This window comes from Eubacterium sp. SB2 (assembly GCF_001244405.1).
GTDB lineage: Bacteria > Bacillota > Clostridia > Lachnospirales > Lachnospiraceae > Faecalicatena > Faecalicatena contortus_B.
Window position 1 is genome coordinate 344,438 of the sequence record NZ_LN865152.1, and the last position, 24,165, is coordinate 368,602.

At 42.7% G+C, this 24,165-nt stretch carries 19 protein-coding genes; all 19 read right to left on the bottom strand.

Translation table 11 applies throughout. The features are described 5' to 3' along the window. Positions 1-5: 5 nt before the first annotated feature. The 19 genes from BN1938_RS09055 to BN1938_RS09145 all read right to left on the bottom strand — a co-directional run bounded on the left by BN1938_RS09055 (position 6) and on the right by BN1938_RS09145 (position 24,120). Positions 6-332 (bottom strand): plasmid mobilization protein, encoded by a 327-nt coding sequence (locus BN1938_RS09055; protein ID WP_050640286.1) that lies wholly within the window; start codon positions 330-332, stop codon positions 6-8. Next, positions 329-1,300: a DUF5688 family protein gene (locus BN1938_RS09060; RefSeq protein WP_050640287.1), complete on the bottom strand. Its 972-nt coding sequence runs from the start codon at positions 1,298-1,300 to the stop codon at positions 329-331. The genes BN1938_RS09055 and BN1938_RS09060 overlap by 4 nt, the downstream gene beginning before the upstream one ends. Before the next feature lie 93 nt (positions 1,301-1,393). Then, entirely contained in the window at positions 1,394-1,519 is a 126-nt protein-coding gene (locus tag BN1938_RS24205; RefSeq protein WP_148487156.1) for a DUF3789 domain-containing protein, read from the bottom strand. A gap of 155 nt (positions 1,520-1,674) precedes the next feature. Next, positions 1,675-2,649 (bottom strand): DUF3991 and TOPRIM domain-containing protein, encoded by a 975-nt coding sequence (locus BN1938_RS09065; protein WP_050640288.1) that lies wholly within the window; start codon positions 2,647-2,649, stop codon positions 1,675-1,677. A gap of 106 nt (positions 2,650-2,755) precedes the next feature. Further along, complete coding sequence (locus tag BN1938_RS09070) at positions 2,756-3,088, bottom strand: hypothetical protein (protein ID WP_148487158.1); 333 nt, start codon at positions 3,086-3,088, stop codon at positions 2,756-2,758. A gap of 168 nt (positions 3,089-3,256) precedes the next feature. Beyond that, positions 3,257-3,772 carry a JAB domain-containing protein gene (locus tag BN1938_RS09075; protein WP_082202922.1) on the bottom strand — a complete coding sequence of 172 codons (516 nt, stop codon included), beginning with the start codon at positions 3,770-3,772 and terminating at the stop codon, positions 3,257-3,259. A 77-nt stretch (positions 3,773-3,849) separates the two neighbouring features. Beyond that, on the bottom strand, positions 3,850-4,197 hold the full coding sequence (locus BN1938_RS23900) for a hypothetical protein (RefSeq protein WP_242843832.1): 348 nt from the start codon (positions 4,195-4,197) through the stop codon (positions 3,850-3,852). Further along, positions 4,160-8,542, bottom strand: coding sequence for a SpaA isopeptide-forming pilin-related protein (locus BN1938_RS09085; protein ID WP_050640290.1), 4,383 nt, complete (start codon positions 8,540-8,542; stop codon positions 4,160-4,162). The genes BN1938_RS23900 and BN1938_RS09085 overlap by 38 nt, the downstream gene beginning before the upstream one ends. 276 nt (positions 8,543-8,818) lie before the next feature. Continuing rightward, on the bottom strand, positions 8,819-9,760 hold the full coding sequence (locus BN1938_RS09090) for a ParB/RepB/Spo0J family partition protein (protein ID WP_050640291.1): 942 nt from the start codon (positions 9,758-9,760) through the stop codon (positions 8,819-8,821). Next, entirely contained in the window at positions 9,714-10,541 is an 828-nt protein-coding gene (locus BN1938_RS09095; protein WP_050640292.1) for a ParA family protein, read from the bottom strand. Before BN1938_RS09095 ends, BN1938_RS09090 begins: the two co-directional genes overlap by 47 nt. A gap of 343 nt (positions 10,542-10,884) precedes the next feature. Beyond that, positions 10,885-12,297: a hypothetical protein gene (locus BN1938_RS09100; RefSeq protein WP_050640293.1), complete on the bottom strand. Its 1,413-nt coding sequence runs from the start codon at positions 12,295-12,297 to the stop codon at positions 10,885-10,887. Between the two features lie 645 nt (positions 12,298-12,942). Next, positions 12,943-15,306, bottom strand: coding sequence for an alpha-xylosidase (yicI, locus tag BN1938_RS09105; protein WP_050640294.1), 2,364 nt, complete (start codon positions 15,304-15,306; stop codon positions 12,943-12,945). Next, positions 15,303-17,732 carry a beta-glucosidase family protein gene (locus tag BN1938_RS09110; protein ID WP_050640295.1) on the bottom strand — a complete coding sequence of 810 codons (2,430 nt, stop codon included), beginning with the start codon at positions 17,730-17,732 and terminating at the stop codon, positions 15,303-15,305. The genes yicI and BN1938_RS09110 overlap by 4 nt, the downstream gene beginning before the upstream one ends. A gap of 53 nt (positions 17,733-17,785) precedes the next feature. Then, positions 17,786-18,754 (bottom strand): sugar ABC transporter substrate-binding protein, encoded by a 969-nt coding sequence (locus BN1938_RS09115; protein ID WP_050640296.1) that lies wholly within the window; start codon positions 18,752-18,754, stop codon positions 17,786-17,788. 24 nt (positions 18,755-18,778) lie between these two features. Continuing rightward, positions 18,779-19,735 carry an ABC transporter permease gene (locus tag BN1938_RS09120; RefSeq protein ID WP_050640297.1) on the bottom strand — a complete coding sequence of 319 codons (957 nt, stop codon included), beginning with the start codon at positions 19,733-19,735 and terminating at the stop codon, positions 18,779-18,781. Next, complete coding sequence (locus tag BN1938_RS09125) at positions 19,725-21,224, bottom strand: sugar ABC transporter ATP-binding protein (RefSeq protein ID WP_050640856.1); 1,500 nt, start codon at positions 21,222-21,224, stop codon at positions 19,725-19,727. The genes BN1938_RS09120 and BN1938_RS09125 overlap by 11 nt, the downstream gene beginning before the upstream one ends. A gap of 260 nt (positions 21,225-21,484) precedes the next feature. Further along, entirely contained in the window at positions 21,485-22,504 is a 1,020-nt protein-coding gene (locus tag BN1938_RS09130; RefSeq protein ID WP_050640298.1) for a LacI family DNA-binding transcriptional regulator, read from the bottom strand. Between the two features lie 244 nt (positions 22,505-22,748). Further along, entirely contained in the window at positions 22,749-23,399 is a 651-nt protein-coding gene (locus tag BN1938_RS09140; protein ID WP_050640300.1) for an aspartate/glutamate racemase family protein, read from the bottom strand. A gap of 49 nt (positions 23,400-23,448) precedes the next feature. Next, complete coding sequence (locus tag BN1938_RS09145; RefSeq protein ID WP_050640301.1) at positions 23,449-24,120, bottom strand: AroM family protein; 672 nt, start codon at positions 24,118-24,120, stop codon at positions 23,449-23,451. Positions 24,121-24,165: the final 45 nt, after the last annotated feature.

Genomic DNA, 24,165 nt, shown 5'->3' on the forward strand with positions numbered 1-24,165 from the left:
TTTAATCACACCTTGTCCGGCAGCAAAAACTTCTGTTTAATTTCCAGTTGGAACCTTGTCCACCTGTCTGCTTCTTTTTTGTAATAGGGGGCATCGATGAGGCCCAGCACATTTGCCTTTGTGGAAATCTGATGGAGATGAGTTCCTATTATATTCATCTGGCGCATGACATCATAGAATTCTTTATCCGGTTTTTCATGCAGTATATAACCGTTCAGGCCAGCACGTATAAACGCCTCTCTGGAGAGCCCCGACTGTTTTACCTTCCGATCAAGCTCCATTGCCTCTGTCTCCGTCATCCGGAACATCAATGAAACATTTCGTTTTCTCATCTGTCCCTCTCCTTTTCCTTTGGTATTGAATCCCTCAGCTGAGACAGCTTCCTTGCCTCACGATTATATTCATAGGCACGATCAGAAAGTACCTCCTCCGGCTCCACCTGTGTTGCATTGATTTCCCGTACCATCTCCCCAAGTTCCCTGGCCTCCAGGCTACGACTTTTGGGGACAATTATAAGTTCGTGAATCGAAGATGGAAGGATATGAAAATCATCCTGTAGACATTCCCCTATATTTTTCAGCACGCCCGGATACAGTATGGAGCTTGCACCAAATGACTTGCTGCCATTAGTAAGGACATACATCTGATCTTCCGGCAGATTCCTAAATGCTTCTTCATCCACAAATAAATTAAGCCCCTGTTCTTCGGCTTCTTCTCCAATCATGTTAATAATGATATCTCCCATCCGCTTAAAGACCGGTGGTTTTATGCGCTGCATATTTTCCAGTGCAGTTCCATAGAGTTCGCCTTCACTAATATTCCACTGCTCCAGCATTTGGTTCGTTATCTTAGCATGCATCTCTCCACCGGGAATGTCATGCTCTACCTGGTAGATGATAGATAAATCTTCTATATTCTTATGAGGCACCTTCTTAAGCAGAGACGAATTTGCTTTTTTGTTAATAATGCTGCACGTGATAAAATCTTTGACATACTCATATCTGTCCATCTGAAACTTCTGTAACAATTCCTCAGCCGGCATAGAATCTCTGACGGTCTCTCCCAGCCGGGTTAATATCTGAACCATGTCCTCCCCTTGAAGATAGGATTTGTAGCATTCCTCAAGATAAACCGTGGGAGATACGTTAACTCCCTGCGGCTTGATAGAGACTCCGGTCCGGATCTGCCCGTTGTTCTTTTCTGTGTTCATCAGGCTCACCTCACTGCCATCCAACTCTTCTGGTAAGTGCTGTGGCAGATCCGCCTCCACTCGCTGTGCAAATTCCTGAAACGTCATCATGATCGTATCACTCCTTTCTTCACAGAACGCTTTTTCATCTGGTTCTGATAGGCTGACAGCCTGCTTATCCTTCTTCGCTTATCCACATTCCTGTTAATTTCTGTTTTCATCTGCCGTTCTCCCTTCATATTGATTTATCCTTCCAATCTGCACCAAGCAAATTGTAATAACACCGCAGAAACTACCCAATATAAATCCAATTCCTAACATCAGTATCATACTTTTCTATTTCTCCTTCCGGCATTAAACAGGGGATTGGGGAAGCTCCCCAGCCAGCGAATTCGGCTGCCGGAGGCAAGCCAAATTCAGTGCTGGTTAAGACGATGTATTTTCCCCACCTGGTCTATCTCATATCACGCTTTTTTTACGCTGACTCATCTCCCCCTCCCTCCCATCCGTTTCTTTTCTCTTGCTTTTGTTACTTCCAGCCCCCGGCTGATGCACAGGCAATCGTTGCAATCCTTCCCTTTTACCGGGGGCCTGTCTTTTGTCCTATACTGCTTCGGAAGTACTGCCCGTATTGCCTGAACTGCACGCCTGCCTGCAAAATCGTTATCTAAATGGAACACAACTGTATCAATTTCCGTGTGTTCCTGAAGGAACTTGCTAAGCGCTGCCGGCATCTTACTCATTTCAATGTCTCTTGCAGGCTTGTACACGCCTGCAAGTGATAACAGGTGTTCAGCTCTCCAGTCGTTCCCCTCCTGCTTCTGTATCGTCGCATAGGAAAGCAGGTCGATAGGCGACTCAAAAAGATGCACCGTTAATGCTTTTTCCTCTGCAGGAACTGCAAATGAATACCTCTTATCACTTCCATTTGCATCTCCAATAAAATCAGAATCAATCCCACGGAGGGCCGCATAGCGGGGTATTCCAGCAGAATCTTTCCCAATAAACCCGGCATTATGATACTGTCGGGTCTCACATATCCTACCTGTGTTGATGCAGAAATCTATAATCTCCCTGTCAATCCCCCTGTTCACCAGATACTGTATGACCTGCTCAGGGTACTGACTAAGCTCGGGGAGCAAGAGCTTTTTCTTTCGTTGTTCTTCTTTCTGCGGAACATAAACCGGCGGAGTAATCGCCGCCTGCCCTGCAATAATTTCTACCGCTTCCATAAAAGAATAACCCTCCACCTTAATTAGATAATCCAGGGCAGACCTGCCGCCAATCCCCCTGCTCCACCACATCCATTTACCATTTGAAATCTTCAGCGAATCATGGGATCTTGTGGTAAACGTGTTGCCAGAAAAACGGACAAGTTCATGCGGCTCATAGTTTTTCAAATAGGTCAGCAGATCCATTTTCTTCACCTCCTGCACGACTTCGGGTGCAATATATGGCATTGTTTCACCTCCTCTCCAATAAAAATAGCCGGTCGGCAATTTAGTTCACCAACCAGCTATGTAAAGAATTTCCTGATATGTAATTGTGTTTTTGTATCGTCCGTCATCATATTTTTAGGAAAGAAAGAAGTGCTATAGCATCTCGCACCCCAAGAAGATAAAGCTCCATCCGTTCCACATATTCCTGATTATCTTCCGCATATAGATAATCAGACAGTGCCTCCAATTCTTCCTTGGAAAAAGTACGTCCTTCCGTTATGCTGTCATGCCCATCCAATATGGCGATAAAAGGATAAGCATCCAGAAATTCCTCTACCTCTTTCACAAGCCTTGTATAATCAGAGCAATGTTTTCTTGCTGCTTCCCTGGCCCGCTCATCCACTTCATCAAAAAAAGCATTCTGCCAAAGCGACAGATTCAGATGGTTAAAGTCACGCATTACCTGACCTCCCCTTATTTTTCTGTAGTAATTAAAAAGAAACATATTCATGGCTCTTCGCCTCCCTTCTTTACAAAAGTTACTATAAATGATTAACACCTGCACCGCAATGATGCAAATGCCCGAGCATATGTACCCCCTGTACCAGACATCGGTACAGGGGCAATTTCAACGTTCCTCACGCTCTTTTCTTCTGTGGAATGGTATAAGCTCCGCTTCAGCCACTTCTGAGGATTCCATTTCCTGTAGGTATCCCCTTTCCTTAAAGCTGAACATTTCCCCACTGGTTCCGGCTATGATGATGTGGTCTGCTATATCAATTCCCAATAACCTTCCACACTCCCATAGCCGCCTCGTTATACGCTTATCTTCATTTGATGGATTCAGACTACCACTGGGATGGTTATGCATCAGTATAATGGAACGGGCATTTGATAAGATGCTGCTTTTAAACACCTCTCTCGGGCTCACAATTGCCTGATCAAGTGTGCCCATGCATACAATATTCATATTGATAATCTGCCCATTCGCCTTTAAGTTCAGGACACAGAACACTTCCCTATCATACTGGCTGATTTCCTTTCCTACTACTTCCACCGCATCTACGGGTTTGCGAACCGGCTTGTCGCAGTACAGGGAAGGTTCTCTCACAAGCCGGATATTCACTACCTCTAATTCATTCATCTTCTGCCTCCTGAATAGTAATGCATAGTATCTGGCTCTCTTCCATAGCTTCCACCATTTCTCTCAGCTCGCTGAAATCATGGATAATAATTTCCTTCATGCGTCCTCTTCTCCCCTCCGCAGCTGGAATCCAAGGTTTGCTTCGTATTCTGTTCCTTTTGCGACTCCACCTGTTCTGAATCTGCCTGTTGGTTTAAATCATTCTTCGGATTCGTTTCCCGTAGATGTCTCCCACCTAAGAAAGTAATCACCTTATTTGATTTCACATGTTTTTGTAACTCATTAATGACGGCAAGCTCAGTCACTGTTATCCCCGGCAGTCTGAGCATATCTTCCATACCAAGAGAAAGAATGGCTCTCTCCGTGTCATATCCGGCATCTAAAAGCCTACTCAGTGTCCTGAATGCCTTTGTGTTTTTTGCCATTTATATGCTGCCTCCTCTTCTTTTTATAAACTATTCCGGCTGCTACGAACGCTATTGCAATACATAATAATATCAGGCTTAGCACTGCTTCTGTCTTGTCTCCCGTTTTAGGCCCTTGGGGTATAACCGGTTTCTTTTCGATCGCCTTGTCCTTCATTTCTACCTTTTGTACCTCAGCCGTATCTTCCAATTTAAATGTAACGTCTTCTGCTATCTCATAATGATCCGGTGCTGCAATTTCCCGCAAAATTAAATCGACTCCTACCGGAAGCTGATCGACTCTGTGCGGAGAGCCGTCCGTAATCCATTCTTCAAGAATAGTTCCTTCCGTTGTCAGAATCTGAAGTTTTGCGCCTTTCAATTCTTTTCCTGTTGTAATGTCTGTCTTGATAATTTCTGTTTTTGAAATATCATCTTTCATTTCTACTTTTACCACGCTGCCATCTGCCTTCACCTGAAACTCTACATCATTTGCAGTAACATAGCCTTCCGCAAATGGCGCAAGTTCCTCATGCAGGATATAAGTTCCTTCCGGCAGACCATATATGACATGTGCTTCTTTCCCACTGACCCACTCTTCTACGACTTTGCCGTCCTGAGTTTTCACCTGTAATCTGGCTCCTTCTAATTCTTTTCCGGTAGTCAAATCAGTTTTTGTGATCTGGGTTTCTGTAGGCTGATTTTCAAACTCCTTTTCAACGGTAATAACCGCCTGGCTCTGGTCTTCGTAAGGCACCACAACCTCCCAGATTTCTTCGGATTGCAAGTACCCGGGTAAAGGTCTTAGCTCTTTCACATAATAGGAGCCATGAATCAGTTCGCTTGAGAATGTCAGTTTCCCCTTCTCATCTGTACTTTTCTGCTCAATCAGCGTATCTTTTTCCAGAAGCAGCGTGCCATCGGCTGACAGGATATCCTCTTTTGTATACAAACCAAAAACTGCCCCCTGGAGAGCCTTCCCATCCACCTTATCTTTCTTCTTTACGCTGATTTCTATCTTTTGCCTCTCATTCATACATTCGAGCTCTTCATAGACAACCGCTGCAGTATCGTCCTCACTGGTCAGTATGAATTCTTTTATCTCTGTGTTTAAAACAAAATGTGACCCAGCTTCTACCTCTTTCACATAATAGGAGCCCAAAGGCAGGTTATTAACAGTGGCCTTCCCCGTATCATCTGTCGTCAGCGTTGCTGCCACATCATCTTTGTGGTAGCGGATGACTAGATTTCCTTCCTTGTCTTTGGCCCCATCCGGACTGGCGATATCCTCTTTTGCCCTGACCTCAAAAACCGTTCCCGCGATACCTCCCTCTTCATATTTAAACTCATGGAATACAGCATCTGACCAATCTTCGCTAATGACTGCTTTTTTCACTTTGTTCCAAATGCCTTTTGCTTTATCCAACACAGACTCTCCCGTGATGGATTGAAGCTGCTCCCCAGTCTTTACAATGGTCAGACTGCCTACCTGCTCATTATTCCTTTGTTCTATTGTAACAATTGGTATCCCGCTCTCCGGATCGACCTCAGAAACATTGCCAGCCTCGACAGTAATAGTAATCGGTTTCTGCTCCTGTTTTTTATAGATGCCCTCCATTTTGATATCTAAAAGCGATACCTTCTCATCCCCTAAAAACAGTTTCATTTCACTTCCGGCCCGGACAAAATTCACCGGTGCCTTTACTTCTTCAATCCTGTAAGTTCCTGGCTGTAATTTCTCCGGTGTGACCAGATATCCTTCCTCTGTAGTGGTAAATACACTGATTTTTTGCTTGTTAGGATAGTTAACTGTCTGCTCCACATATTTCCTGGCTTTACAGTCATATATCTTGTACGAAGCCTCTTTACCGAGAACAACATTTCCGGTCTGGGCATCTCGTTTTATTATTTTAAGAAAGAATTGGTACGGCCTGTCATCAAATATACGCCATGTCATAGGTTCCCGGCTGTCTTCTGTTATACTTACTATAAACGGATTCACCTTGTTTAAATTTTCCGGAACCGTACTCTCTTCCACAACATACGTTCCATATGCAAGTTCAGGGCTTACCAGATACCCTTTATTGTCTGTAAATAATTCAGGCACTGGTACTGGCTTCTTGTTCTTATACGTATGGGCTGTAATTTCCTTGCTGAAATCATAATCCACAAAATCCTCTGCAGTGTAATAGGAGCCATTCTTTGGCTTCAATGTGCCGTCCTTTACCTTGGTAAGGCTGTTTACCAGATAGACTTTAAATCCGGCGCCCTCTACTAAGTCCGTTTCCGTCTGTTCCCCGTCTTCGCTTATTTTAATCAAAGAGAATGCCTGCTTTTTTACCTGTTCCTCCACGATCAGGCTTTTGGTCACAATCTCTACTTCCTGTCCGCCATAGCTAAGTGTTGCATCATACTCTTTCGGCTGCAGCAGATAAGATTCCGGAGATATAATTTCTTTTACATGCATCTGCCCCAAATATAAATCTTCAAAAGTAATGCTCCCTTCACTTCCCACCGTTTTTTTAGATATCAGAGTCCCCTTAGGATACAGGACTCCCGTCCTTCCATCCGGATGCACGATGTCTTCTTTTGCATAGAGCCCGAAAACAGCCCCCTCCAGGCTGGCATCTCCCTGTGCCTCAAAGCTGCCTGTCTCAGCATCCACTTTCTTTAGGATAATACGGCCTTTTACAGCCTTGTCTACTGCCTGTACGGTGACGGTTTTTCCCGCCTCAACATTTACGGTATGAGTGGATTCATCTTTTAGGTAATTAGGCGCTGCTGTAATCTCTTTCACATATACTGTTTTGATACCCGCATCAAAATATCCGCTTACGCATTTCCCATTACTGTCTGTGGCCTGCATCTCCATAAGCAGGTTCGTGCATGCTTTGTCCCTGTAAATACCATATACTGCACCTGCTAATGGGTTCTTTGTATCTGCATCCTTCTTCACTAAAGCAATCCGGGCCATACTGATCCAGTTAACTGTCAGGCTGACGGGAAGCGCCGACTCGGATTCAAATACCCCCACTGCCTGATCCACGTCACCCGTGGAGACAACCAGTGTCCTCCAGGTCTCTCCGATTGAGCCGTATAAATCCCCTGTTGAATATTTGCCTGAGTGGGAAACCGGAGCCTCGAGATAAAAGGTGTCCCCACCTTTGACCGTAAATTTTCCTGCTGTAACACTTTTGTTCTCTGTAGTATTTACACCTGTTATTCCGATTGGCAGATTCATTGTAATATAATTTCTGTAATCTCCATTCAGAACGATGTCCGGCGTTCTCTGCTTCTCCCCGCTTCTGATAGCCGTCACACTGTCGGCTGAAAAGGACAGTTCCCCTTTTGGAGGTTCCTCCATACCCAACAGTTTATCAATATAGCCGATGACGCCTGCCGCAACAAGATTCTCATATGGACAGCCCGCAAAACCTTCTGTTCCTGCATAAGCATAGCTTGCTGCAATGTGTGTAAAGACATATTTCTGTTCATCACTGAAATCCGGCATATAGGTTCCCGTGATATCACCGGCACCGCCATAGCCGTAATATAATACTTTTTGCAGATCTTTATTTGAATCCAGTACTTCTCCTACATAATCACCTGCCGGCGGAGTCGGTTTCTGTGATTCAATGCAGTATGCCAGTTTTCCGTTCACGTAAAACCAGTTCGTGGAATAGTATCCGATGTTTTCAGGATAATAGATTACATCCCCAACTTCCAGGTAGACGTCTCCTTGCAAATTGATGGAGTTCACAGTAGAAAATAATAAGGTCTCTCCTGTTTGAAGCTCTCTCTGTATTTCTTTCTGTTCTTCATCTGTAATAGATTCCCCTGCAGCCTTTATTTTTACTTCTGGTGTTTCTGTTGATGCAGGCTGCCCATCCACATCATCCGTCTCAGTATTGGATCTACTCTTATCTGGCCCATTCTCCTGCGTATGCGCCATTCCTTCGGTATCCGTCAATATCACATTTCTCTGAATTGTATAGCTGTCACTCTGATCCTTCGGAACCACCAGATACGTGGCAATATAGGTTCCTGGCATCTGTGCGTCCGTTGACTCACCATTAATGTCTTTTACAGACAGCAGTGATACCGTCTCTCTTTCCGGATTATAGGATATCCCCTCAACGGATGTTTGTATTGAGAATTCCTTATCTGAAATATCTTTCTTGATATCAACTGCAGTTACACTCTGCGGCTTCTCTGTTTCTTGTTGATCTTCTTGCGTCTGTGACACTATATCCTCTGTTTTCTCATCTGCATAGACAGTCGCAGAACTAAGTGACGGTGCAATACTCAATGTCAGTGCCACAGCCAATGCCAACAGTCTGCTCCATATTTTTCTTTTCTGTTTCATCTTTTTTCCTCCTCGTTATCCCGTCTGCCATAATAAATACAGACATAAAAAAAGCTCCGCCGTAGCAGAGACCTGATTGTGGGACGAATTCTTCAATTGTTTTGTGGCTAGCCACATTCCTATAATTTCTTTTTCGGCTGGTAACTGCTGGTAATCAGAAGGGGTGAGGTATGGAGAGGGGGAACAAGAATTTTTTTCCGATTAGTGGACTGTCCCACTTTCCCCTTGGTGTACCGCCGTACTTTTATGCTGCTTTGTCCTTACCAACTTGTAACTTTATCTTTCCATATCTTTGTTTCGCTGCCTTTTTTGGTACATCTCCAATGCAGATATTATCGTATCCTCCATTTTCTTTTTCGGCGTCCCTTTCGGAAAATATTTGCTGATACGATTCTGTGGAATCTTGAACTGCTCCACTTGATTTGGTTTTTCCTCCTGCAGGATGGATGCAATCACCGCCGCTTGTAATTTGCCCTCCTTTGAAAATGATTTCATTTTGATGGCCTGTGCCAGTGAGGGCGTGCAGTCCTCACTTCTCATGGAATCCAGAAGAGATTCCTGCTCCGGCTTAGTAAGATAGGAAATTTCTACTGCTGGACGGAAGGCTATTTTATTGTTATCGACCATTTCAAGAATCTCTGGTAGAAGTTCCGTTAGCCTGATGTATCGGCGAATTTGTTCCCTACTATCTTCACTCTGAGTCGCTAGTAGATCTCTTGATTTAACCCCCTTTGACTTGTGCTCCAATGGTGCACAAGTTAAATCGGCTCGTTTCCCTTGTCTTTTCATTGCATCTAACTTCATCTTATAAGCAAAAGCCTTTTCTGATGGTAAAATGTGTTCCCTTTGCAGGTTACTATCCACCATAATCAGAATGGCCTCATCATTTGTCAAGTTTCGGACAATACATGGAAGTTCTGTCTTTTCAGCCAAAATGCTCCCATGCTTTCGCCGATGTCCGGCAACCATTTCATAACGTCCATCCTCTTTGGGCCTGACTAAAGCTGGAACAAGCACACCATATTCCTTTATGCTGGTACTTAAATCAATCATCTCTGAATCATCCAGTACTTTAAATGGATGGTTTGGGAAATCATCAATTAAATCAACAGGAATGTTCATTACCTTTTCAAGGCTCTGTTCTTCCCGATTTTCCTGTGTTGTAAACAGTTCATCGACTGAGGGAAGGTTCATACTGATGCCTTTGCTTTTCGCCATCTTTTAGCACCTCCTTTGTAAACGCTTCATATGCCTTTGCCACAGAGCTATCTTTGTCATATGCGTAAATACTCTTTCCTTCTGCAGATGTCTCCGCAGCTGCAATTCCTTTCGGAATTTCTGTCTTGAACACTTTAACAGCGGAGCCATATTGTTCGCGCAATGTTGTCGAAACAGATTTTGCAAGGTTTGTCCTTCCTTCTACTAACGTAATTAAGATTCCCTCCATTTTTAACTGGGGATTCAGCTGTCTTTTCACTTTTCCAATAGTCTTGATCAACTGTGTCATCCCTTTCGCCGGAAGATAATGCGCCTGAACCGGAATTATAACAGAATCTGCTGCTGATAATGCATTTATGGTAATCATACCAAGGCTCGGCATACAATCCAAAAGGATATAGTCATAATTCTGCTTTACCTGCTGCAAGTAGTTTCTAAGAACATATTCCCTGCTCATCGCTGTTACCAGTGATATTTCCATTGCAGATAGTTCTATATTAGCAGGTATTAAATCTATTCCTTCTTCATGATGAAGGATCCCTTCCTGCGGTTTTATCGGAATGTCCTCTATGATCTTTCCCATGATTGTTGATAATGTTATGGGTAGGTCATCAATATCTTTAACTCCAAGCGATGTGGTTAAATCCCCTTGCGGGTCGGTATCTACCACCAACACTTTCTTTTCCTGATTGGCTAGCCCAATCCCTAAATTTACTGTTGTACATGTTTTTCCTGTACCTCCTTTTTGATTTGCTATCGCAATTATTTTACCTCCGGGCATGATACTTTTACCTCCCTGTATTCAATTGGCCTATGCTGAGACGTGTAAACGCCCCGGGAATAGCAGAAACTCTTTTTCGGCTGGTTAACCCTAAAAACGTAGAGTGTATCTAATCCATAACTTCTCCTCCCTTCATTATTTAAACCATCCAAAAGGACGGCTATGTACAGAACGTAAAAAAAACCACTTGTTCTTTTCTAGGAACAAACGGCTCAATTTTAATTAGTTTATTTTAATTTATACAAAAGGCCTCAAAATAATTTAATCTAAACTTTTCAGTAAGCCAAATCATCGAATGTTTTTCTTTATTATCAGTATTCAAATGTCACATACCAGCTCTATATCATATTTTTTCAAAATTATCTAAATTTTCAAATCCAAACTCGAATACAATATGCTTGTGAAGAATTTTAAATAATAGCTCATGAAATTTTTCAAATTGTTTTTCCATTATAACTTTATCTACATACTCTTTATACTCTGGAATAACTGCATCTATGCACGCTTGAATTTTTAAGTCTTTATTTTTATATAACAGGCTCGCATAATCATACAATATCTCTATATTATTTAAAATCAACTCGCTATTTACATAATTTCCCTCCATAAGTGCATTGTATGTCTTAAGAACACCATCACATAGATCTATCAATTCAATCACATACCTAGTATCATACGGTACTTCTAAAAAATATGAATATAAGTCTTTTTTAAATTGTTCAATATCTTCTAATATTTTTTGATATTTGCAAAAATCTTTATTTACATCCAAAAAACCTATATCAGAAATTGCGATTTTAGCTGTAAGTCTTTGATCCAAGCCATCTTCTCTAAATTTTTTTACGGGAAATGCTACATTTATTGCACCCATTCCTCGTACGAGTTTATTATCTAATGAAGACTTATACCGTATTCCATCTATATCTTTATCTTTTCGAATCCACTGCATAAGTAACTGTGGGAATATATACTCCTCTACAAAATTATTATTTCTATTCTTAACCTTAACCGAACAAGATGCTATTAAAGGATATGTTATAATATATCTCATAAAAACATCATATATATTCATCTCTTCCTGTTCGCTTTTCATTCTTGCATTCAATAACCAAACATTTATACTTGACAAAAAATCCACGGGTCTATTTGAAAAATCTATTAATTTTAATCCTTTTTCACCTTTTTCATCAATTATCATTTGACAATAGCTAAATTTCTTAGGCATACCACATTCAAACCAAGCTAACCTCATATCACTCGAAAGGTACAAGCAAGGATATCCTGCAACGCTAAATCTGTAAGCACAGATTTTATCCCGTGATTTCTTAGTGATGTGAAAAAGTTGTGTTTTTTTCTTTATACTTTCTGACTTATCTTTTATACGAAAATCGCCTTTCCTAATTCTATAAAATTGTCCATCGTTTTCTCTCCAAGATAATCTCATCAAAAAATAGGGTTTTACTTGTTCAAATAAATCCTCACTTCTTTGATAAGCTTCTTTAATTAAGCCTTGATCATATAGGTACAAAATTTCTGGTATTTCCTTACATAAAAAACCTAAAAAATCAATTTTTTCTTCTAATAAATCTATAAACTTTTTGCCTAGAAACGAATTATTTCCTTTTAGCGAAATTACAATATCATTATAATAAGTACTAAAATGCTCAGACAAATATTCAGTAATCCCTTTGTTTCCACGATACAGTTCAAAATCATATTTCAATATATTTTGGTATATGTCATCATTTTTATACATAATTTTTCCCCCTGATTTTTAATTATTAATCAAACTAATTGCTTTCCATACCCATGCTCTTGTCAATATATTTGTAAATATTATACAGTAAAATAATATCATCTACAAGCAAATAGAACCTAAGTTCCATATGTCAAACAGCGTATTTACGTAATATTTATATGTACTCTAGACCGATTTGGATATGTTTGCTTTAAGTACATCCTATCTGGTTATCATTTATGTTAGAAATATTGTAATTTTGTTTTTTTATTCTATGGATAATCTTTCACTTTTTATAGTTCACACAGAACTAGTTGTAGTTTATCAGTTTGTTTATGTGGGACTCCGGAGCTATTCAATTTCCCCTTTTCTTTTACTGAGATGTCCACAGTATTCCATTTAAGAATTTGGATTTAAATACCAAAAAAGCTACGGCACAACCGTAGCTTATCATAGCAAAACACTTCTAAATATAATTTGTCGTAAATTTGTCGTAAATCACCTTTCCAAATCGCGGAACCCCTTATGTTTACTGGCTTCCCAGACTTTGGATTTCCTTTCGACCCCGAAGAATTCATTCTATTCTATAGGTTATTATAACCCATTGTATGTGGTTATGCAAGTAGTTTTTTTGGTCAATATTCCCAGAAATTTCACGTATTTTTATTTCCCCAAAATCACCTGCTCCCCTTCCGCTGCAACAACAGCGCTTCTCCTCTCCTTATCGTACTGCAACGTTCCTCCGCTTATGCTCCGGATTTCAGGAACATTGTAAAGTACATATGTTATCCTTTCATTTTTTCCACAGCTAGACAGATATATCTTATCTTTATCCGCATATCCCCTCACATTCAGCACAATATTCCCTTCTTTGTCGGGGATCCGGCATTCTGCTTTCTGTCCCTCCCGCAATTCATAGATACCGATCTGCACATTTTCAGCAAAAGAATACCCGGCTGTTTCTTCATTGCTCCCCATCGGAAGAAGCGAATTCTCGGCCACGAATAAAGGCAGAGAATGATAATCGTATGTTTCCCGGTACCAGCGTCCTCCTTCTTTCCGTTCGCCGTTCAGAAGGTGCGTCCACACACCTTTGGGCAAATAATACTCTCCGATTCCCTCTTTATTAAAAATCGGCGCTGCCAGAAGACGGTCTCCGAGCATATACTGCATATCGAGATATTTCACTGCAGGGTCATTTTCAAATTCCAGGATCATTGGCCGCATCACAGGAATTCCCGTTTTGTGCGACTCCACCGCCATACTGTAGATGTATGGCATCAGCTTCAGTTTGAGTTTCGTAAATTCTCTGCACACTTCCACAGATTCTTCGTCGAACAACCATGGCACCCTGTAGCTCTTGGAGCCATGTAGTCTGCTATGAGTGGAAAGCAGCCCGAATTGCAGCCATCTTTTATATACATCGGCATCGGCTGCCCGTTCAAATCCCCCGATGTCATGGCTCCAGTAACTGAAGCCGGAGAGCATAAAGGAAAGGCCGCCTCTCAATGATTCTGCCATAGATTCATATGTGCCTGTACAGTCGCCTCCCCAGTGTACGGGGAATCTTTGGCCGCCCACCGTAGCACTTCTGGCAAATAAAACTGCCTCCTTTTCTCCTTTTTCTCTCTTTAGCAATTCATATACCGTCTGATTATACAATAATGTATAATAATTATGCATTCCCCATGCATCCGCTCCGTTTGCATAAGTCACATCAACAGGAATCCTTTCACCAAAATCTGATTTAAAACAATCGACTCCCATATCCAGCAGTTCTTTCAGTTTTTCCTGATACCAGATCACAGCCTCCGGGTTCGTAAAATCGATGACTGCCATTCCAGGCTGCCAGTTATCTACCTGCTTTACGCCCAAACCATCGGCGCGCATTAGAAAATATCCTTTTTTCATCCCCTCCCGGAAGAATACCGTTCCCTGTGCTACATAGGGATTAATCCATACGCATATTTTCAGCCCTTTGTCTTTATACCGTTTTAACATTCCCCTTACATCCGGAAATGTTTTCTCATTCCATTCAAAATCGCACCAGTGCAGGCCCCTCATCCAAAAGCAGTCGAAATGGAATACGTCAAACGGCAGATCCCGCGCTTTCATCCCCTCGATAAATGAGTTAACCGTTTTCTCATCATAATCCGTCGTGAAGGAGGAACTCAGCCAGAGTCCGAACGACCAGGCCGGAGGAAGTGCCGGTTTGCCAGTCAGGCTCGTATAGTGCTCAAGTACTTTTTTCATAGAGCTTCCGCCAATCACATAATAACGCATCTCCTCTCCTTTTACGGAGACGCCGACTGCTTCTACCTTTTCGCTCGCAACCTCAAAGGACACGTCTGTGCTGTGATCCACATAGATTCCGTAATTTTTATTCGTTATATAGAACGGAATATTTTTGTAACTAATCTGCGAGGAGGTTCCCCCGTCCTCGTTCCAGCAGTCTACAGTCTGACCGTTTTTTACAAATGCGGTAAACCTTTCACCAAGCCCATAGACACATTCTCCCGCTGCCAGTGAAAACTCTGAGACAATGTAAGGATTGTAGTCCTCAGCAAGATAATTCGTCTCCGGATACTTGGTTGAATTTTTTCTGTCATGTCTCATGTATCCGACATTTTTAAACCCGCATGATGTCATATCTTTTCCGTTTCTTTTATAGCTGATATAGAACTCTTTGAGTCCCACATGTACACTAACATTCCCTGCTGACATCACCGCTTCCTCCTCGCTGATGTCTACATTTACGCTACATTTTTCTCTATTCAGCATAAACCGGGGTTCTCTCTTTTCGTATCCTTCAAAATGAAAACATCTTACCGAAATAATATCCTCTCCCGCTGAGGTAAACTCAAACGTCAGCGTTCCGACATCCAATGCACCCGCGCGATTGCAGATGGTCCGGAACGGAGCAGTCACCCTCATGCCGTTTTCTATTTCTTCCACTTCGTACGCCTGTACCGCGTAACATGCGTGAGCAGCCTCGCTCTTCTCCCAGAATCCCTCTGTAAATTTCATGGCTTACTCCTCCTGCTAATGTTCTGTACTACTTCCGCCTTTGCATAAAATCCTCTCGTTCTACCGTCGATTACTGCACTGTCAGCTACCTGCAGCTGCTCCTGTAGACGGATATCCCTGCAGGACGCTCCAAGCGAAATGATGTAATTCCCCTTTTCCACGAACCATTGCATGTCACGGTTCAAGAAGGCAAACTGAGACACCTTCATCTCAAACCGCACTTTCTTTTCTTCTCCCTTTTTCAATTCCACTCTCGCGAATCCCGCCAGTTCCATTGTCGGACGCACCATCTGCGATACGGCATCTGTAAAATACATCTGGACAACTTCTGTTCCGTCACAGCCACCTGTATTTTTAATCCGTGCTTCCACCTTGATGACAGACGACGCACGAACGACCTTTTCCTCGATTTTCATATCAGAATACTCAAAAGAAGTGTAGCTCAACCCATGTCCGAAATAATAGAGAGGCTCTGCCGTATCATTGATATATCCGTTTTTATTCCGAATCATTCCGGTGTGCCCAGCTGCAACATAGCCGCTTCCTCTCGGAAGGCCATAGTAAATCGGAAGCTGTCCTGCATTTCTTGCCACAGTGACCGGAAGACGCCCGGACGGATTCACCTCACCGAAGAGCAATCTGCACAGAGCGCTGCTTCCCATTTCTCCCGGCTGCCATACTTCCACGATAGCATTGAAATGTGACGCGGTAAACTCGTTTGACAGGGGACGTCCGTCATAATGAAGTACGACTGTTTTCTTATGTAATCCGTAAATTTTTCTTGCAAATTCTTCCTGTGCTCCCGGCAGGTCAATGTCGGTAGCATCCACGCCCTCCCCAACCGTAGAAGTGCTTCCCCAGCCGTTTTTACCTCCGAGCGTCAGCAAGACTACATCGGCATCGGCCGCAGCACGCACTGCCTCTTCCATTCCGCCAAGTTCAGTTCCCGCACAGTTTATCCCCTTTGCAAACACCACCTCTGTGTCAGGAAGATATTCTTTTAATTTCTGATAAAGTGTTTTTGCTTTCGGAAAATCTTTCTGTATCTGCTTATTTACCCTGGGTGAGGTATCACGAACCTGTCCTATATATTCCTGATCAATATCATAGATAATAACTCCCGGTTCCTCAAAGTCCTGCCCGTCTTCCTCTCTCGACATCGTCATATCGATTACTGCTGGATAAGAAAATGTCCCGAACAAACTTCGGATGTTGTCCGCATGAGGACCAACTACCGCAAGTTTTTTTATCTGTTTTGACAGTGGAAGAACATTATTCTCATTTTTCAATAAAATAAAACTCTCCTCCGCTATCTTCTCATTCAGCCGCTCTGTTTCTTCTAAATGTAATGTCTTTTTTAGTTTTCTTAAGTCCGGATAAGGGTTTTCAAAAATACCCATTTCAAACTTCAGTCTCAGAACTCTCTCCACCGCCTGATCGATCACAGATATGCTCAGCCGGCCGTCATTTACCGCTTCTTTCATGCGGTAATGGAACCCTTTCGGTCTCGGGTACTCTACATCCAGCCCGGCCTCAATTGCCTGAATTCCGGCCTCTTCAAATGTGGCGGCTACTGAAAATGGGTCTACCAGACGGTCCAGGGAGAGATAGTCGGAGACAACAAACCCACGGAAACCAAGCGCATTTCTCAGTATTTCTGTGAGCATCTTTTTCGATCCCACAACCGGTTCCCCATTGATGGAACAATATGAATTCATAACACTCTTCAAATTGGCTTCCGTTATTGCACACTGGAAAGGTTTGCAGTGAATTTCCAGAAGATCTCTCTCCGAAACAAGATTGCGTCCCATATTGATTCCACCCTCTGTGACTCCATGTCCCGCAAAATGTTTCGCTGTTGCCAAAATACCTTTTTTCATATCCTCTGACTGAATCCCTCTGACAAAGGCGCTCGACATCGCCGATACAAGAGCTGCATCTTCTCCGTATGTCTCTGTCATTCTTCCCCATCTCGGATCCCTGTCCACGTCCATCACAGGAGAGAGTGCCTGCCGAAATCCCACATACAGCATCTGGCGGCGTATGATGTCCGCCATCTGCTCCACAATCGCCGGGTCAAACGTAGACGCCTGAGCGATTGCACTAGGAAATACATCGGCCTCCGTATACTGCGCCCCTGCACACGCTTCACAATGAATCAGCGCCGGAATTCCGAGCCTTGTCTCATTTACCAGATATCTCTGTAATTTGTCCGCGTACTTCACAATTTCTTCTACACTGTCTGCCACAGTGAATGCGCCAACATTCCCAATTCCGTTTGGTACATATTCCTTAAAATCAGGAATCTCCTCCGTGATTGTCACAAGACATGTAATCTGATCGATTTTCTCCTCAAATGTCATTCTCTGCATCAGGTCCTTAAGCCTTTCCTCCACCGGAAGGCTGCTGTCTTTGTAATTCGCCATCTCCTTTTACCTTCTTTCTTGTGCTGTCTTTCTGAATGGACTGCTTTATCGGATTATTTCAGATACTCGTCCACATTTTCTGCTGTGACGATTTTAAACGGAATGCTGACATCCTCGATATCTGCCGGGTCTTTCCCATTTTTCAGGTCCTCGAAAATCTGAGCGCCCGCTTCTGCCTGTGCCTTTGCATCCTGCAGAGAAGTCATCGTCATTTCTCCGTTTTTAATAGATTCCAGTGCGTCATCACTTCCGTCCACACCGAGCACCTGAATACTGTCCTGTTTTCCCGCCGATTTCAATGCCTCAACAACTCCCAGTGCCGCATCGTCATTCTGGCATACGATTGCGTCAAAACTGTCATATGACAACAGACAGTCATCCGCCGTACTCATTCCGAGATCTTTTGCATTTTCCACGTTATATTCACCTAAAATTGTAATATTACTGTCTTTCAGAGCATCTGCCAGCCCCTGTTTGCGGTCAATATACTGCTGGTCGTTCGGTGCTCCTGTGAAGTATAAGATAGATGCTCCTTCCGGAAATGCCTCACGAAGATATTCACCCTGTGCTTTTCCCGCATCATAGTTCGGAGAACCAACATAAATATATCCGTCATAATCATCCCCGCCCGATACCGTAGTCAAAAATGAAATGTAAGGAAGTCCTGCGCTTTTCGCCGCTTCAAGTGCCGGTATAGAACCGTCCAGATCGTTGCTGATAGCTGACACTACATTTACGTTCTGTACAATAAAATCATCAATCTGTCCGTTCTGTACATTTGTATCCCCACCTGCATCTGTGACCGTAATATCAATACCTTTCGCCTCTGTCATCTCTTTTAAATACGTTCTGAATTTTGCACAATAATTGTACGTATCACTGTTGTTTGCAAATCCTACTAAGTACTCTTCACTTTTCTTTCCTGTATTACCCGTATCACCTGTCTTGTCCGTACCGCATCCTGTCATTACCGTCATACATACCATCATTCCCGCCACCATCACTGCTAATTTTTTCTTCATTGTTTTTTCCTCCTTCATTTTTATTTATTTACTTTTTTTATTTTCTTTTGTCTTAATATCAATAATTACTGCCACCGCAATTAACAACCCCTTCACAATCAACTGGTACTGGGTAGATACATGCAGCAGATTCAGTATGTTGTTGATCAATCCTACGATGATCGAACCGATTAAGGCTCCTGTTACCGTTCCGATTCCTCCTAAGAAGCTAGTCCCGCCCACAATCACCGCAGTAATGGCGTCAAATTCATACCCTTTTCCCACAGAAGGCATTCCCGCCATCAAACGCGCCATCAGCACTACACCTGCCAGTCCTGTCAGCGCACCGCTCAGTGTAAATATCAGCCTCTTTATGCGCTTCGTATTAATGCCCGAGGCAATTGCCGCCTTCTCACTTCCTCCGATAGCATAGATATAAGTTCCGAATGTTGTCTTTTTCATCAATATCGCTATGGCTGCTACCATAACAAGCATAATGATAACCGGAACCGGTATTCCGAGGACTGCACCATATCCCAGCGGTCTCGCTTTCTGCACGCCGCCGATTGTCTGCCCGTTTGTATATATCTGAACAATTCCCTGAAGTACATAGGTCATTGCCAGAGTCGCAATAAATGGCTGCAGTTTATAGTGGGTAATTAAAAATCCGTTCACCCAGCCGCAAAGACATCCGATTGCGATCCCCGCCAATATCGCCAGCGGCAGATTTCCCGTTCCTGCAAGGATCCCCGCCGAAATACACGCTGAGGTTGTACACAAAAACCCCGCTGACAAGTCAATCATTCCGGATACGATCAGCATCGTCTCGCCGCAGGCAATAATGGTAACCACAGAAATCTGTTTTAATATGTTAATCAAATTCTGGGGTTTTAAAAAGTTATGATTAATGACTGCCGATGCAATAAATAAAAAAATCATGATAAGTACGATTCCGTATTTTCTGTATATCTCTCCCGATGATAATCTCGTTTTATTTTTCATCTTTCGCCTCCACAATTATTTTCATAATTTTATCCTGAACCAGATCCTCACGCTCTAATATTTTTAACAATTTCCCGTCACCGACCACTCCTACTCTATGGCTCATGGAAAGCACTTCCGGCATATCTGAGGAGATGAGTATAATTGCCATACCCTGTCTCGCAAACTCTGTAATGAGGGAATAGATTTCTTCCTTTGCGCCTACATCAATCCCTCTTGTCGGCTCATCTAAAATAAGAAGCTTAATATCCCGCACAAGCCATTTTGCCAATACTACCTTCTGCTGGTTTCCGCCGCTTAAATTCTCTGCCAGTGTACTCATACCCGGTGCTTTCACTGAAAGTTCGGAACAAATAGCATTTCCCTTTTTCTTTACCTGCTTCGCATTCCAGAAGCCTAATCTCGCAAATAAATCCCCATTCGGAAGTTTGATATTGTCTTCTATCGGTCTCACACCTACAAATCCGTAAGTCCTTCTGTCCTCCGTCACCATTGCAATCCCGTGCCGTATTGCATTTTTGACTGAGCGTATCTTTACCTCTTTTCCCTCCATCAGGATCGCTCCTTTTTCCAGATGGTCCAATCCGAATATCGTCTGAACAATCTCACTTCTCCCTGCGCCTACCATACCTGCAAGGCCGAAAATCTCTCCTTCATGAACACGAAACGAAATGTCTCGAAATACCCCTTCATTCGTCAAATTCTTTACTTCAAGCACAACTCGATCCTGATGTTCTGAAATTGGCGGATAGATATCTTCGATATCCCTCCCGACCATCATAGAAATAAGCTGCTCTTCCGTAGTGTCTTTTATTTCCCCCGATGCAATCCACTTTCCGTCGCGTAAAACCGTATATTCATCGCAGAGTGCGAACACTTCTTCCAGCCTGTGAGAGATAAAAACGAATGCAATCCCGGTCTCTTTCAGTTTGCATACTGTCTTAAAAAGAATGCCGGTCTCCGCACTTGTCAGAGATGATGTCGGCTCGTCCATAATAATAACTTTACTGTTTCTCGAAATAGCTTTTAGAATTTCAATCATTTGGCACTGAGCCACATTCAGATTTCCCATTTTTTCATCGGGCTCATAATCCAGATTCATTATTTTTAATAATTCCTTTGTTTGCTTCTTTCTCTCCTTTTTGTCCAAAAATAATTTCCCTTTTTTCTGCTCTCTCCCTAAAAACAAGTTCTCTGATATTGTCAGCTCAGGTACATAGTTCAATTCCTGTGCGACAATAGAAATTCCATGTGCATAGGCATCCTTCTCTGACTTCATATGAATCTCTGTTCCTTCACAAAAGATTGTTCCGCCATAACCGGTATAAGTTCCCGACAATATCTTCATCAGTGTTGACTTGCCGGCCCCGTTTTCACCGACCAGTGCATGGACTGTGGACGCACGTATCTTCATATTGACCTGATCCAATGCGACTACACCCGGAAACTCTTTGCGTATGTTTTTTAGTTCCACAATTGTACGCCTCACCAAAATGTTCCGCCCTCCTTGTCTAAACGTTTTAACACTTATTATTCTTTTTCCTTTTTTGTACGTTAGAATTATATCATATTTATCGTATTTATTCAATTAATTAGGATTATTTTTGTTTGTTTTGTATATTATCACTTGTCTAAACGTTTCAACAAATATGTCTAAACGTTTCAACACTGTTAAAAATATACAGACAGAAATGGTATTATTTTACAGAATAAAAGAGCCGGTTTCACCGACTCTTACCTAAAACCATTTTAAATTTTCTTTGTACTGCCCCGAAGCAAAAGTTGTGGTTTATACTCTCTCACATCCCTTCCTTTTTTTTCTGTGCACTCGATCAGCTCCATGGTGCGTTCCCCTATATACTTTCCCATTTCCTCTACCGGAATCCCTATTGTTGTCAGCGGCACCTGCATCACATCCGCGAACGGAACGTTGTCGAAACCGACCACAGAAACATCCTCCGGGATACCAACCCCGTACATTCTGGCCGCACGATAAATACCAAATGCCATCTCGTCATTCATAGAGAAAATAGCCGTCACCTTTTTTCCCATAATATAAGGAAATAACATGTATCCGCTATTCATTGTATAATCCCCATAGACAACCAGTTCTTCATCGTAAGAAATTCCAGCTTCCTCAAGCGCCATTTTATATCCTTCCAAACGCTCCTGTGTCACCTGATAGTTCTTTTTCCCCGCCACACAACCGATCCTTCTGTGTCCGTAATCTATGAGATGCTTCGTCGCAATATATCCGCCCTGACGGTAATCAAACACTACATCCGTCCCCTCACAGGCAAATCCGTAATTATCCATAGTCATTACCGGAACATCTAACTGCAGCATGGCATCATTCAGTTTCTTTTTTTCTTCATCCGTATATTTCTCAAGCGATTTCGCCCAGATCAAGGCACTGATATTTCCCGCACCCACGTTCCGAATCAGATCATACTCCACCGCTCCGTCATCTTCGATAATATGGCAGACAAGAGAGTAGCCTCTTTTTTCAAACACATTGTTAATCTCCATGAAAAGCGATGAAATATGGGTATTCCGCAAGTCATTAAAGACAATCCCTATCAGCTTACTCTTTTTATTCACAAGGCTTACCGCTGCATTATTCGGCTGATAATTATACTTTCTTGCAACTTCTATTACTTTTGCTTTTGTCTTCTCCGACACCCTCGTTTTCTTTGAAGACAGTGCCATAGACACCGTTGCCACCGAGACGCCGCACTCGCGTGCAATATCCTTAATTGTCACCTGCATCGCCGTTCCTCCGATATATCTTCCACTCTGTTTCTATCTGTGTTTTTTGTCTATTTTACCATTGTAAAACAAATCATAATATCTGACAAGGAATTCCCCAGCACTTTCTTGTCTGTATTTTAAATTTATTTGCTTCAGCGCCCTGAACTCCTCTACATTCCAACAAATTTGGGCCATGTTCTTTCTTAAAAGAACATGGCCCAAAGCAGGCAAGAGGTGTCCCAAACCCAGGCATCCCTATATTTTATCCCCTGCACCTTAAACTTTCATAAAAAATAAATAGTCCCTCTGCCAGCACCGGATTTATGACATGAATCCCTGTACGGCTTTCTATTTCGCGGTCTATTCCGTCCATTCCGAGTCCCGTGCAGGCCAATACTATTATATCCGCCCCCTTTTCCTTCAATTCCAAAGCCTTTCTGTAACAATTTTTGCGTCCTTCTTCTTTTCGTAGGTCCAATGTATTCTGTACGCCGTCCGGCATTGCCATCTCTATTATCTTGTCCCCCAGCATCTTTCCAAAAGCTTTCGGAATATAAGATGTTACGCCCAAAAGCGCGATCTTTTTTCCATACAAAGATGCCAATGCAGCCGTACATTCCCCTGCCCCAAGAACCGGTTTTTCCGGAAACATCCGGCGTATTTCATCTACTCCCGGGTCATCGGCACAGCTGACAACAATCAAATCTTTATTTGCAAACCCCTTAGCGAGTGCTAAAATCTGCGGCAGCGCTTTTTGGACCAGCTGTTTCGTAGGCAGACCTTTTTCAAATCCCTGAATACATTTACTTTCCACCTTTATTCCCGGGAAGAATGTTTCTATGACCCTCCCGTGGCTTTGTAATTTTTCGTCATTTTCTAAGGTTACCACCCTGATTAAACCGACCTCAAACATAAGATCCCATCCTTTTTTATTCCTTAAACACGAGAATGTTCCCCTTCGCCTATACGTCTAACCATTCACTGACAGCACGTGCCAGCATGGTTCTGCACAGAATCACAGGCTTTCCTGAAATCTTTCTTACAAGCTTCTTCGCCTCTTCCGTATATCCAATACAGTCCATCACGATTAAATCCGAATCAATTTCCTTTGCCTTTTGCGCTGCCTCAACCAATTCTTCCCTGCTTCCATAAGGGTTCGCAGCTATTGGAGCGACCTGATCCATAATGGGTCCCCATTGATCATATGCCTGCTGTATCTGTTGCGCATCAGGCGTAATTAATATCATATTAGACCGCTTACTAACTGCTTTTGCGATCCCATTCAGAATTTTGGACGGATAAATCAACGGCACATTCGACTTAAAAATATCCGGAAATGAACCGGCACATAAAAACATAATCACTTCTGCCCCATTATGCTCCAGCCGGGTAATACAGTCCTGCAGCCGGCTAAGAATGAAGCTTTCACCAAATTTTGCAAATTCACCGTTTTGAAGGCGGGAAACAAGCACATAATCGCCCTTCGCCGGTTCCATTTGTTTGATTTCTTCCATTGAAATCCCGTCCAGTGCCCCTGCTTCTAAAACTTCAACCTCTTCTCCCAGAATCGCCTTCATGTCCGCCATAACGTCAGTTCTTGGAGATTGTCCAATTGTTACTGCTCCTATTTTCATAATAACACCTACTCTCTCATAGTAAATCCAAACACAACCGGCACT